The 13,795-nt window shown below is 60.8% G+C and carries 9 protein-coding genes; 4 read left to right on the plus strand and 5 right to left on the minus strand.

Annotated elements, in window-relative coordinates:
* Positions 1 to 10: 10 nt before the first annotated feature.
* The 4 genes from aceF to msrA all read left to right on the plus strand — a co-directional run bounded on the left by aceF (position 11) and on the right by msrA (position 7,351).
* Positions 11 to 1,972 carry a dihydrolipoyllysine-residue acetyltransferase gene (gene aceF, locus OQ248_RS08165; protein ID WP_265812538.1) on the plus strand — a complete coding sequence of 654 codons (1,962 nt, stop codon included), beginning with the start codon at positions 11 to 13 and terminating at the stop codon, positions 1,970 to 1,972.
* A 279-nt stretch (positions 1,973 to 2,251) separates the two neighbouring features.
* The gene (locus tag OQ248_RS08170; RefSeq protein WP_265812539.1) at positions 2,252 to 3,646 is read left to right on the plus strand and encodes an alkaline phosphatase D family protein; all 1,395 of its coding nucleotides are present in this window, start codon (positions 2,252 to 2,254) and stop codon (positions 3,644 to 3,646) included.
* Positions 3,647 to 3,883: 237 nt separating this feature from the next.
* On the plus strand, positions 3,884 to 6,580 hold the full coding sequence (locus OQ248_RS08175) for a GGDEF and EAL domain-containing protein (protein ID WP_085711103.1): 2,697 nt from the start codon (positions 3,884 to 3,886) through the stop codon (positions 6,578 to 6,580).
* Positions 6,581 to 6,685: 105 nt separating this feature from the next.
* Complete coding sequence (gene msrA / locus OQ248_RS08180; protein WP_265812540.1) at positions 6,686 to 7,351, plus strand: peptide-methionine (S)-S-oxide reductase MsrA; 666 nt, start codon at positions 6,686 to 6,688, stop codon at positions 7,349 to 7,351.
* 49 nt (positions 7,352 to 7,400) lie between these two features.
* Here the strand turns inward: msrA and rlmJ are convergent, their stop codons facing one another.
* The 5 genes from rlmJ to putP form a co-directional block, all read right to left on the minus strand.
* The gene (gene rlmJ, locus OQ248_RS08185; RefSeq protein WP_265812541.1) at positions 7,401 to 8,240 is read right to left on the minus strand and encodes a 23S rRNA (adenine(2030)-N(6))-methyltransferase RlmJ; all 840 of its coding nucleotides are present in this window, start codon (positions 8,238 to 8,240) and stop codon (positions 7,401 to 7,403) included.
* 302 nt (positions 8,241 to 8,542) lie between these two features.
* Positions 8,543 to 8,860, minus strand: a complete 318-nt coding sequence (locus tag OQ248_RS08190; protein WP_265812542.1) for a hypothetical protein — start codon at positions 8,858 to 8,860, stop codon at positions 8,543 to 8,545.
* A gap of 334 nt (positions 8,861 to 9,194) precedes the next feature.
* Positions 9,195 to 9,947: a DUF4123 domain-containing protein gene (locus OQ248_RS08195; protein WP_265812543.1), complete on the minus strand. Its 753-nt coding sequence runs from the start codon at positions 9,945 to 9,947 to the stop codon at positions 9,195 to 9,197.
* The gene (locus OQ248_RS08200) at positions 9,892 to 11,907 is read right to left on the minus strand and encodes a type VI secretion system tip protein VgrG (RefSeq protein ID WP_265812544.1); all 2,016 of its coding nucleotides are present in this window, start codon (positions 11,905 to 11,907) and stop codon (positions 9,892 to 9,894) included. The genes OQ248_RS08195 and OQ248_RS08200 overlap by 56 nt, the downstream gene beginning before the upstream one ends.
* A gap of 352 nt (positions 11,908 to 12,259) precedes the next feature.
* Positions 12,260 to 13,744: a sodium/proline symporter PutP gene (putP, locus tag OQ248_RS08205; RefSeq protein ID WP_265812545.1), complete on the minus strand. Its 1,485-nt coding sequence runs from the start codon at positions 13,742 to 13,744 to the stop codon at positions 12,260 to 12,262.
* Between the last annotated feature and the right edge of the window lie 51 nt (positions 13,745 to 13,795).

Consider the following 13,795-nt stretch of genomic DNA (forward strand, 5'->3'; position numbering starts at 1 on the left):
GAGAAACTCTGTGAGCGAACTCATTCGCGTACCTGACATCGGCAGCGGTGAAGGTGAAGTAATCGAACTGTTTGTGAAGGTCGGCGACCGTATCGAAGCCGACCAGAGCATCCTGACTCTGGAATCGGACAAGGCCAGCATGGAAGTGCCGGCCCCGAAGGCCGGCGTCATCAAGAGCCTGAAAGTGAAGCTGGGCGACCGTCTGAAAGAAGGCGACGAACTGCTGGAACTGGAAGTCGAGGGCGCCGCGCAAGCGGCCCCTGCTCCGGCTGCTGCGCCTGCCGCCAAGGCTGAAGCTGCACCGGCTGCCGCTCCTGCACCGGCTGCTCCAGCTGCTGCCCCTGCTGCCGCTTCGGTTCAGCAAGTGCACGTGCCGGACATCGGTTCGTCGGGCAAGGCCCAGATCATCGAGATCCAGGTCAAGGTCGGCGACAAGGTCGAGGCTGATCAGTCGCTGATCACCCTGGAATCCGACAAGGCAAGCATGGAAATCCCGTCGCCTGCCGCTGGCGTGGTCAAGGCCATCAGCGTCAAGTTGAACGACGAAGTCGGCACCGGCGATCTGATCCTGGATCTGGAAGTGGCGGGTGCTGCGGCGCCTGCTGCTGCCGCTCCGGCCCAGGCTGCTGCTCCAGCCGCTGCCGCTGCGCCGGCTCCGGCCGCCGCGCCTGCTGCACCGGTTGCCGACAGCGTTCAGGACATCCACGTTCCGGACATCGGTTCGGCCGGCAAGGCCAAGATCATCGAAGTGTTGGTCAAGGCTGGCGACAGCGTTGAAGCCGACCAGTCGCTGATCACCCTGGAATCCGACAAGGCGAGCATGGAAATCCCGTCGCCTGCCGCTGGCGTGGTGGAAAGCATTTCCATCAAGCTGGACGACGAAGTAGGCACCGGCGACCTGATCCTCAAGCTGAAAGTCAAAGGCGCTGCTCCGGCTGCTGCCCCGGCTCCAGCTGCCGCTGCTGCTCCGAGTGCTCCGGCGCCAGCCGCTGCTCCGGCCGCCGCTGCACCTGCTGCTGCCGCTCCGGTTGCCGCTCCAGCCAAGCCTGGCGCGAAAGTTCACGCCGGCCCTGCCGTGCGTCAACTGGCTCGCGAGTTCGGCGTCGAGCTGAGCGCTGTCGGCGCCAGCGGTCCGCACGGCCGCATCCTGAAAGAAGACGTGCAGACTTACGTCAAAGCCATGATGCAGAAGGCCAAGGAAGCACCGGCCGCTGCTGCTGGCGCAACCGGTGGCGCGGGCATCCCGCCGATCCCGGTCGTCGACTTCAGCCGCTTCGGCGAAATCGAAGAAGTGCCGATGACCCGCCTGATGCAGGTCGGCGCTGCCAACCTGCACCGCAGCTGGCTGAACGTGCCGCACGTGACGCAATTCGACTCGGCGGATATCACCGAGCTGGAAGCGTTCCGCAACGCACAGAAGGCTGTCGCAGAGAAGGCCGGCGTCAAGCTGACCATTCTGCCGCTGCTGCTCAAGTCCTGCGCACACCTGCTCAAGGAACTGCCGGACTTCAACAGCTCGCTGGCTCCAAGCGGCAAGGCGATCATCCGCAAGAAATACGTGAACATCGGCTTCGCCGTCGACACCCCGGATGGCCTGCTGGTACCGGTCATCAAGAACGTCGACCAGAAGAGCCTGCTGCAACTGGCCGCCGAGGCCGCTTCCCTGGCTGAAAAGGCCCGGACCAAGAAGCTCTCGTCGGACGAGATGCAAGGCGCCTGCTTCACCATTTCCAGCCTCGGCCACATTGGCGGCACCGGCTTCACGCCGATCGTCAACGCGCCGGAAGTGGCGATCCTCGGTGTTTCCAAGGCAACCATCCAGCCAGTCTGGGACGGCAAAGCCTTCCAGCCGAAACTGATGCTGCCACTGTCGCTGTCCTACGATCACCGTGTGATCAACGGCGCCGCTGCTGCACGCTTCACCAAGCGTCTGAGCGATCTGCTGGCGGACATCCGCACCATCCTGCTGTAAAGCGCTCGGCCCTCCGGCAACGGAGGGCCGACTGCGTTCCACGTTTTCGAGCGCCACACGCTCGTACCTCAACCCCGTCAGTTTGGCGGGGCTTTTTTTTGCCTGAAATAACGCACGCCTGTACTTTTCCCACAACTTGCGCTGACATCAGCCACGACCCGAGTCCACTTCCTGTCGATATTTTTCAGCAGCAGGCAACTAACCTTGGCGCACAAAAGTTAGCCAATAAACCCTGGAAAACTTTATTACTCATTAACTTTCATTCGAATGGATTCGAGCATGCTAAAGCCTGTTGTCGGCCCAATTATTGGCCACACTACAACCCATCAGACAAGAATATTCATTCGCGGCGACTTTCAAAATGGCGCGACGGCATTTGCAGGCATCCGTTACCGGGTCACTGATTCAAAACAGTGGTCGAAGGGACTGTTTATCAAACTTGATGCCCGCCGTGATCAATCTGGTGTCCTGGTTCTCGACAACTTGAAACCCGACACCGATTACGAATACCAGACCGGCTGGTTCACCCCGATGAGCCCGGCCCACACGGTTGAAAGCGTGGCGGAACTCCCGCTGCAATGGCCACGGGAAACCTGGCGCTTTCGCACTCGCAGCGGGCAGCCGCTGCAACCACGGGCCTACATCCTCGGTTCCTGCCGTTACTTGCGCCTGACCGCCGGCCTGCCTGTGCTCCCGCAGTTGGGCGACCGGATCTTCGCCTCGATCAGCCAATTGATAGAAGGCGCACAACCCCCGGTCAGCGCGATCATGATGAGCGGTGACCAGATCTACGCCGATGATTTGAACCGAATTGCACCGGACCGCGAATATAACGAGATCATTGCCAAATATCGTGCAGCTTTCTCTCAGCCCAACATCAGAAGACTAATGTCGGGCACTTCTACTTATATGATTCTCGATGACCATGAAATAGAAGATAACTGGCCAGCAAATGCCGACACCTCCGATGAAGCACTGTTCCACAATGCAATGGCGGCTTACGAAATCTATCAAGCCAGTCATAGCCCCGCCTGTTCGCTGACAACTAACGGCCAGGTGAATACTTCGCCGAAGCACTATTGGTATCAATTCAGCGATGGCGATATCGAATGGTTTGTGACCGATAGCCGAACCCGTCGCAACTTGTCCAGAGAGAACCGCCGCATCCTGGATGAAGAACAGGAACAGGCCCTGTGCAAGTGGTTGATCGAAAGGCCCGCGCGGATCAAATTCGTGGTTACCAGCGTCATGTTCTACCCGGATCGCAAAATGAACGGCGAGGACGCCTGGATGGGCTTCCCCGAACAGCGCCTGCGCCTGCTGGAAACCATCCGCCGGCATCGGATCAGAAACGTGGTGTTTATTTCCGGCGATGTTCACGGTTCGCTGACCTCCCGCCTGACCCACAGCGACGATCCTGATTTCGAAGTGCACACCATCGTGTCCTCGCCGTTGAGCAACAGCAAACTGCTTCCCTATGCCACGGCCTCGACGTTCATTCTCGATCAGCCGCTGGCCCGTACCGACGCAGGAGAATACCGGCACAAGCTGACCAGCGAGGTCGTCAGTCAGGACAATTTTGCCCACATGGTGGTCGAGACCGGGCACATCCTGGTCAACTACCACGACCGCGATGGCAAGCGCCTGCAAACGATCAACATTCCACTTCGCTAAACCCGGCGGCTTTACCGTTCCGGTGCCCGATGGCTCTGGAACGGTACTTTCCCGGCGATCGCGCATTACTTTCCGCCACCCGCTGGAGAAATGCCCGCCGCAGCCGACATATTCTTATAGCACTTGGCCTTCATGTCTCTTGTCAGTCGGTGCCGCAATGATGCAACCTTGCCGCAGGCAACAGTAAAGAGGGCGAGAGCCCGGCGCGTTCAGCAAATTTCCAAGCGAGTTCCCTTCATGAAGAGCCAACCCGATGCCGCCAGCCGTATGGCGGCCGAGGTAGTGACGCAGTTGCCTGTGCCCTCGCGGCTCGGCATGCTGCGTTTCGAGCGCCTGAATGAAGCCAGTTGGGCGATGCTGTTTCTCGATCCCAACTGCGAGCGCCAGTTCGGCCAGCCGGCCGTTGAACTCTGCGCTCTGGTCGGTTCGCCCTACGCCAGCCTGATGGAGCCCGAAGCGCGTTATCAATTGCACGACGCAATCCAGCAGCAACTCGGCCAGAGCCCGCATTATCTGGTGCGCTATACCCTGCACACCGCCGCCGGCGCCCTGAGCATTCTCGAACTCGGTGAAGCCTACAAACAGCACAACCGTCATTTGCTGCGCGGTTACCTGCTGGCGGTCGACGATGTATTCGACGAAGCACCAACGCTGCCGTCCGTCGACCTGGAAACCCAGAACTCGCGCCTGCAAATCGCCCTTGAGCTCAATCAGCGCGCCCAACAGGAACAGCTGCAACATCTGGAGCGGGTGCGCGCCCAGCAGGATCTGATTCTGTTGCTGGCCCGCCAGCGCTATAGCAGCCAGAACTCCCTGCAGGAAGCCGCCGAGCTGATCACCCGCTGCGCCTGCGATATCTACGAAATCGACTGCGCCAGCCTGTGGAACCTCGAAGGCCAGAAGCTGGTGCCGATCTCGGCCTACCACCGCGCCACCCAGGAATACATCCTGCCGGACGTGATCGACGTCAGCGGTTTCCCCGATTACATGGAGGCGCTGCACGGCAGTCGCGCCATCGACGCGCACAACGCGATGCGCGACCCGCGTACCCGGGAAATGGCCGAAGCCCTGCGCCCCCGTGACGTCAACGCCATGCTCGACGCCAGTATTCGCGTCGACGGCCAGGTGGTCGGCGTGCTGTGTCTGGAACAGACCGGCGTGACACGCGCCTGGCAGTCTGATGAAATCGCCTTTGCCGGCGAGCTGGCCGATCAGTTCGCCCAGGTCATCAACAATCACAACCGCCGTACCGCCACCAGCGCCCTGCACCTGTTCCAGCGTGCGGTCGAGCAAAGTGCTAACGCCTTTTTGCTGGTCAACTGCGACGGCGTGGTCGAGTACGTCAACCCGAGCTTCACCGCGATCACCCAGTACACCACCGAGGAAGTCCACGGCCAGCGCCTGTCGGAGCTACCGGCCCTGGAAAACCTCAGCGAGCTGCTGTTCGACGCGCCCTCCGCGCTGGCCAAAAGCAACAGCTGGCAGGGCGAATTCAAGAGCCGCCGCAAGAACCTCGAACCCTACTGGGGCCAGTTGTCGATCTCCAAGGTCTACGGCGACAACCGTGAGCTGACGCATTACATCGGCATCTACGAAGACATCACCCAGACCAAACTGGCGCAGCAGCGCATCGAGCGCCTGGCCTACACCGACAACCTGACCAACCTCGGTAACCGGCCTGCATTTATCCGCAATCTGGACGAGCGCTTCGCCCGAGACAGCGATACCCCGATCAGCCTGCTGCTGGTGGACATCGACAACTTCAAGCGGATCAACGACAGCCTCGGTCACCAGACCGGCGACAAGTTGCTGATCAGCCTGGCCCGGCGCCTGCGCAACAGCCTGAGCCCGAGCGGTAGCCTGGCGCGGTTCGCCAGTAACGAATTCGCGGTGCTGCTCGACAACACCGACCTCGAAGCCGGCCAACAGATCGCAAGCCAGTTGCTGATGACGCTCGACAAGCCAATGTTCGTCGACAACCAATTGATCAGCGTCACCGGCTCCGTGGGCCTGGCCTGCGCGCCGCTGCACGGCCGCGACCCGCAGACCCTGATGCGTAACGCCGGCCTCGCCCTGCACAAGGCCAAGGCCAACGGCAAACATCAGGTGCAGGTGTTCACCGAAGCGCTGAACGCCGAGGCCAGCTACAAACTGTTCGTCGAGAACAACCTGCGCCGCGCCCTGACCCAGAACGAGCTGGACGTGTTCTACCAGCCGAAGCTGTGCCTGCGCAGCGGTCGCCTGCTGGGCATGGAAGCGCTGCTGCGCTGGAATCACCCGGAACGCGGCATGATCCGCCCGGACCAGTTCATCAGCGTCGCCGAGGAAACCGGCCTGATCATTCCGATAGGCAAGTGGATCGCCCGCCAGGCCTGCCGCATGAGTAAAGCGCTGACCGCCGCCGGCATGGGCAACCTGCAGGTGGCGATCAACCTGTCGCCCAAGCAGTTCTCCGACCCGGATCTGGTGGCCTCGATCGCCAACATCCTCAAGGAAGAAGCGCTGCCGGCCAATCTGCTGGAGCTGGAGCTGACCGAAGGCCTGCTGCTGGAAGCCACCGAAGACACCCACTTGCAGCTCGACCAGCTCAAGCGCCTGGGCCTGACCCTGGCCATGGACGACTTCGGCACCGGTTACTCGTCGCTCAGCTACCTGAAGAAATTCCCGATCGACATCATCAAGATCGATCGCAGCTTCATCCACGAAATCCCGGACAACCAGGACGACATGGAAATCACCTCCGCCGTGATCGCCATGGCCCACAACCTGAAACTCAAGGTCGTGGCCGAAGGCATCGAGACCGCCGAGCAGCTGGCATTCCTGCGCCGCCACCGCTGCGACGTCGGCCAGGGCTACCTGTTCGACCGGCCGATTCCGGGCGGCGAACTGATCCAGGCGCTCAAGCGCTACCCGCGTGGCCCGCTCTGCCTGTAACCCACCGGACACTATCCGCACACTTTGCCTGGTGATTAACTTGGCATCATTGGGCACACTGGTGGTCTGCTTAATTACATCCCATCCTGACTGAGAGGAACGATCATGGTTCTGCGCTCGGAAATTCTGGTGAACAAAAACGTGCTACCGACTAAAGAACAAGCTCTGCCCGGCCGTGAAACCCCGATGGCCCTGCCTGAAAAACACTTTGTTTTCACCGAGACGCCGTTGCTGGGCCCGTTCTTTCAGGACGTCGACTTCGCGATTTTCGGTCTGGGTTGCTTCTGGGGCGCGGAACGCCGCTTCTGGCAGCGCGAAGGTGTGGTCAGCACCGTGGTCGGTTACGCCGGCGGTCACACGCCGAACCCGACCTACGAAGAAGTCTGCTCGGGCCTGACCGGCCACGCTGAAGTCGTTTTGGTGGTGTATGACAAGGCCAAGGTCAGCTACGAAGAGCTGCTGGCGATGTTCTGGGAATTGCATAACCCGACGCAGGGCATGCGCCAGGGCAACGACATCGGCACCCAGTACCGTTCGGTGATCTATGCGACCCACCCGGAGCAACTGGATGCGGCGCTGAAGAGCAAGGCTGTTTATCAGGCCGAGCTGTCGAAGGCGGGTCTGGGTGAAATCAGCACCGAGATTGAACAGGCCCCGACCGTTTACTTCGCCGAGACCTATCACCAGCAGTATCTGGCGAAAAATCCGGAAGGCTACTGCGGAATTGGCGGCACTGGCGTTTGCATGCCACCGAGCCTGGCGGGTAACTGAGCCCGCCTTGATCGCTCCCGCGCCTAGCGTGGGAGCGATTGACGGTTGATCAGCTCTCGGCGATCAACCAATCCATCTGCCATCCACCCTGGGTCTGCCCAAGCTTCTTGGACAACCACGGCAGCAGCTCACGCAATTCTTCCTCCAGCCCCCACGGCGGATTGGCAATCGCCAGGCCAGAGCCGTTCAGGCTGTTCGGCGTGTCCAGCGGATGCACCAGCAACTCGACCCGCAGCAACTTCGGCGCACCGGTGCCAGCCAGATCCTGATAGAAACGACGTAGCGCGCGCTGGTCCTTCACCGGGTACCAGATGGCCGCCACAGTCTGGCGCATGCGCGAGATCGCCTCTTTCAAGGACGCCGCGCAACGCTGCATCTCGTCGAGCTTCTCGAACGGCGGATCGATCAGCATCACCGCGCGTTTTTCGGCCACCGGCAGCAACGCCCGCGCCACGTGCCAGCCCTCACCCAGATGCACCGCCACACGACGGTCGCCCTTCATGTTGTCCTTGAGCAGCACGCCGTCTTCCGGGTGCTTCTCGTTGAGCAACACCCGGTCCTGAGAACGGGTCAGACGCCGCGCCAGCTCCGGTGAACCCGGGTAATAGCGCAACTGGCCATCCGGGTTCATCTCGTGCAGCACATTCATGTAATCGCCGGTCAGCGCCGGCAGATCCGGCTGACCCCACAACCGCGCGATGCCTTCCAGGTACTCGCCGGTACGGTTGGCCTGATCGCCCTGCAGGTCATACAGACCGATGCCGGCGTGGCTGTCGAGATAGGCAAACGGCTGCTCCTTGCGCGACATCAGGGCGATGAGGCGGGTCAAGGTCAGGTGTTTGAACACATCGGCGTGATTGCCGGCATGGAAGGCGTGACGATAATTCATGGCTGCTCCTGCGAGGGCCGTGAAGTTTACCTTTTACCGGGCGGCAAGTCAGGGGTTGGGGGCTGAGTGGGTGGTCTTGCTGTCGGGTACATCCTTGAGAAGCCCCTCACCCTAGCCCTCTCCCCGAGGGAGAGGGGACTGATCGAGGTGATCTTTCGGCTTGCATCGACCTGAGAGATCACCGCGACCTCAGCTTGGCCAAACCAAGTTCACCACCAAAGTCGCAGGTCGGCGTACGTTACCCATTCACCTCGGTCGGTCCCCTCTCCCACCGGGAGAGGGCTAGGGTGAGGGGATGGGATCTAAGGCCGGTCACGCAACCTGCAGCCAATCACATCCAAGACATCACAGCCGTCACGCAACGGAATCACGCAGAGTTGGGCGAAGTCGCTCAGGATGATCGAGTCGCATTCGACCGAGCCGCGCATGCACATGTTTTCCAGGACCTGGATCACGGCGCGAATCCGGTAGTTGGCGGCGTCCATCAGGATATCGAGCGGGGCGTGGGTGTCGATGAACAGGGTGGGCATGTCGTTGCAGTTGCTGGTCAGCGCCATGAGGCGGTTGTCGGGGTGGGGGATGAAGGGTTCGTAGGGTGGATCAGGTTTTAACGTCGACATTTTTTGCACCTCGGCAGGTCAAGTGAGGCTGCCAACGACCTTCCTACAGGTTTGGGTGGCAGCTGTACGCGAGAGTAGGAAAGCTGAGGAACCCACCAAACTCAGCCACGCCGAAGCGTTCCCGCGCACAGCCGCCGCGAACAATGTCATGGGCACGTTCAGGTGCCGCAATCAAAGGACAGAGCTGATGCACGGTGAGTTTTCCAAGGGTTCCTACGCCCTGTCACCACTCTCGCAGTGACAGCCAAAAGACTATCCCCGCACCACCGCGCCCACCAGTTCACGAAAACCGCCGCAACTCGCAGGAAACGTCCGAAGCCTTTGCCCGGAAATTTCACTCTGACTCGTCCCGCAAGTGGTCCAGCAACGCCGAAGCCGACGATTCGTCCGACGCCGAAACCGCAAAAAACCTGACAACCTTGCAGCGCAAGACATCGGCGGGAAACGCCTCGAACAACGCTGGTTGCTCCTCGCTCAACCACTGCAAGGCGTTGCTGATCCGGGCATCATCGCCGAATTGCGCCAGCAGCTTTTCCGGCACCGACCACCAAGGGAATTCCCGATCCGAGGCCTGCGCCCTGCCCCCGATCTCGACGGCCTGACCGTTGATCAAGCCTCGCGTGAGAACCGGCAGCAATTGCCCGGCATCCACTTCGGGCGACTCAAGGATCGGCAACAAAAACCGCCCATCCCAGAAGCGGAAGAACACCGCTTTCCCGTCCGGCATCAACACCTGAGTCAAACTGCGAAAGTGCTCGACCACTGCCTCAAGACTGGCCGAAGATACCGCCAGCCAGCCCCAGTCGCGAGACTCCGTGGTCGCGACCCAATCCAGAAACTCACTGCCCGCGTCGACGATTCCCACGTAGGGCATCACCGCATCCCACTCGGCATAAATCGTTTCCGCCCAAACCGGTTTCGGCATCTGCGCATTCGAAGGCCAGGCTTTCAGCGGACCGACCGCACTGGCGCTGCTGAAAATCGCGAACAACTGCTCCGATGGTTTCAGCGGCTCTCCCTTCAACCATTGATCAGGCCGCACAGACACCCTCCTTGCAGCGCTCGCATTCTTCGCAGAACGGCGCATCTCCTTTAAGACTCATGATTTGCGCAGCAGTCAGAATCGCAGCCGGTGCCGCCGCCAGTTTCTCCGGCAACCCCGGCACGGTCGGCGCCGCGCTCATCGCCGCCATCGGCGCACCACCCACCACAATCGGCACGCTGCTGAAGATCCCGCCGGGGCCGATGTTGATCCATTGCCCGCCCGCCTGGATCGTCGCACTCGCCCCACCGTCGATCACCACTTGCTGGCCGGCGCTGACGTGGAATTGCGCACTGGCGTTGATAGCCTGATTGCTCACGCGGATGTGCCGGTCGCCGGTCACCGTAAGGTGATCGTCCTGCTTCACTTCGGTCTGGCGCTGGCCGTGGGTGATGCGTTGTTCATCAGCTTTGAGTTCATGTTTGGCGAGACCGGTCACTACGACGCTGCGCTGGTTGTCGACCTGAAGCTGCTGATCATTCAGCACATGCTGCGTCCAGTTTCGCTGGGCTCGCAGGTAGACTTCCTCCGCGCCTTTGCGATCCTCGATGCGCAGTTCGTTGTAGCCCCCACCGCCGGGACTGCTCTGGCTACGGAAAATACAGCGGGTCTTGTCGGCCGGCAGATCCAGCGGCACCGGCGTGGCGGCGTTCGGCAGGCAACCCATGACCAGCGGTTTGTCGGCGTCGGAATCGATGAAGCCCACCAGCACTTCCATGCCGACCCGTGGTATCAGCACGCTGCCATAACGGTCATGGGCCCAACCGCTTGCGACCCGCAACCAACAACTGGAATGCTCGTTGAGATCGCCGTCGCGATCCCAGGCCAGTTGCACCTTGACCCGGCCGTACTCGTCGCAATGGATTTCACTGTCTTTCGGGCCGGTGACCACGGCCGGTTGATAGCCGAGCATCCGAGGTTTTTCCGGGCCCATCGGAGGACGGAAGAACACATCCCACGGGGCGGCGAGAAAGGTATTACGGTAACCCTGGAATTCATCACCGTCGCTGGTGACCGATTCCTCCAGCACTTGCGGCTGCCGGCCATGGTGCTCGATAGCGGTCAGCAGCCAGAGGTCATTCAAATCCTGGCGCGGATGCTCGCTCAGTTGCAGGAAATGTCCGCTGACCAAGGCAGACTGATCGCTGCGCCCCTCGACCTGACGGTAATCGGCGACATGGCGCTCAAGGGTGCGCCGGGCCAGCTGCTTGCCGGTTTCGCGCTCGGTGAACTGGCCGGGAAAGTGGTAATCCTCCAGCACCGGGCGCTGTTCGCTTTCCACCCGACTCTGCAGCGACAGGCGCGGTTTGGTGAAGTCGTAATCACGCCGGGTGACCACGCTGGTGCGGGTTTCCACACGGACGGTGAAGCGCTTGATCGCCGGGGCCGCCGCAGCCATGCCGCTGCCCGGGAGGTACAGCGTCGGTTCGGCCAGACGCGGAAATACCGTTTGATCGTCGCCGAACACCAACCAATGCCCGTCCGGGCTGTGCTGAAAGTGGAAGTGAATACCGACTTCGGAACACAGGCGCTGGATGAACGCCAGATCGCTCTCGGCGTACTGCACGCAATATTCACGCGCCGGGTAATCGCTGCCGAGGCGAAACTCGAAGGCGTCGCGCAGGATCGCGTGATCCTTGAGGATCTGCGTCACGATCTGCGGCACGCTTTGGTGCTGGAAAATTCGCTGGTTGATCCGATGCCCCAGATAAGCCAGACGCGGAACAAGACTGACGTGATAGCGAGTCAGACGCTTGCCGGAATCCCCCTGCCCGACCCGATAGATCTGACCGTGGATACCGGATCCATCTTCATCAAGACTCAGAAACGCCTGACAGTGCAGCAGGCTTTCCAGATCCAGATCCGGCCGTTCACTGACAAGTTCCAGGTCAAAGCGAAAGGGTTGGCTGATGGCTTCCTTGCCCGTGAACTCAAGGACTTTGAGGTCAAACTGGGCGCCTTCGACGGTCAACGTGAAACGCGGTTGATTGGCAGGCGCGAACATCCGATGTCTCTCTGCAGATTGAGGGCGGGCGATTCTGCATGAGGGGCAAGGGGTGCAGGATGGGTGACTGAAAAATCAGATTTTCCCTACTCAAAACTTCGATTTGGCCTTCAATAATCAACGCTTTCAACTACAGACACATCCGTCAGAAATATCGCAGAACCCTGTGGGAGCTGGCTTTCCAGCGATGAGGTCGGCACATCCAGCATTCAGGGCGACTGACGCATCGCCATCGCTGGCAAGCCAGCTCCCACAGGGGTTCCAGCGTTCATCAGAAATCGCAGGCAATAAAAAACGGCCCGCTTCCTGGCAGGAAACGGGCCGTTTTCTTGTGAGCCTCAGCTCATTTCCATCACTTGTTCAGATGGAAGTCCTTCTCGGCCGCTTCGAAGCGCTGAACCATGCCGGCGCTCGGCTGGCCCATCAGGCTGACGAAGTAGATCGCCAGGCTGGCGAAGATGAAGCCCGGGATGATTTCGTACAGACCCAGCAGCTCGAAGTGCTTCCACACGATCACGGTGATCGCGCCGACCAGGATGCCGGCCAGTGCGCCGTCACGGGTCATTTTCTTCCAGATCACCGAGATCAGCACGACGGGACCGAAGGCTGCACCGAAACCGGCCCAGGCGTAGGACACCAGCCCCAGCACGCGGTTATCCGGGTTGGCGGCCATCGCGATAGCGATCAACGCAACCAGCAGCACCATGGCGCGACCGACCCATACCAGCTCGACCTGCGAAGCGGATTTACGCAGGAAAGTCTTGTAGAAGTCTTCGGTCAGGGCGCTCGAGCACACCAGCAACTGGCAGCTCAGGGTGCTCATCACGGCAGCCAGAATGGCCGACAGCAGGACGCCGGCAATCCACGGGTTGAACAGCAGTTTGGCGAGTTCGATGAACACACGTTCGTGGTTTTCGCTCACCGGCATTGCCACGTCCGGGTTGGCCGAGAAGTAAGCGATACCGAAGAAGCCCACAGCCACGGTGCCGCCCAGGCACAGGATCATCCAGGTCATGGAGATGCGACGGGCGTTGGCGATGGATTTCACCGAGTCAGCGGCCATGAAGCGCGCCAGGATGTGCGGCTGGCCGAAGTAGCCCAGGCCCCAGCCCATCAGCGAGATGATGCCGATGAAGGTGGTGTTTTTCAGCATGTCGAAGTTGCTTGGGTCTTGCGCTTCGATGGCCAGGAACGTGGTATCGACGCCGCCGGTGGCCAGCAGCACGATGATCGGCGTCAGCAGCAGGGCGAAGATCATCAGGGTGGCTTGTACGGTGTCGGTCCAGCTGACCGCGAGGAAACCGCCGACGAAGGTGTAGGCAATTGTCGCAGCAGCACCGGCCCACAGCGCGGTCTCGTAGGACATGCCGAAGGTGCTTTCGAACAGACGGGCACCGGCAACAATGCCGGAAGCGCAGTAGATGGTGAAGAACACCAGAATCACGACTGCCGAAATGATCCGCAGCAGGCCGCTTTTATCTTCGAAACGGCTGGCGAAGTAGTCCGGCAGGGTCAGCGCATCGCCGTTGTGCTCGGTTTGAACACGCAGACGGCCGGCGACGAACAGCCAGTTCAGGTAGGCACCGACGATCAGGCCGATGGCGATCCAGCTTTCGGACAGGCCGGACATGTAGATGGCGCCCGGCAGGCCCATCAGCAACCACCCGCTCATGTCGGAAGCGCCGGCGGACAATGCGGTCACCACGCTGCCCAGGCTGCGGCCGCCCAGAATGTAGTCGGAAAGGTTGTTGGTGGAGCGATAGGCCATGAAGCCGATCAGCACCATTGCTGCGATGTAGATCACGAACGTGATCAGGGTTGGATTGCTTGCGCTCATTACGTACGTGCCCTGGCTTTGTTTTTATGTAGCGGCGGCGGTTGCACCGTT

The organism is Pseudomonas sp. COW5, assembly GCF_026240005.1.
Lineage (GTDB): Bacteria > Pseudomonadota > Gammaproteobacteria > Pseudomonadales > Pseudomonadaceae > Aquipseudomonas > Aquipseudomonas kribbensis.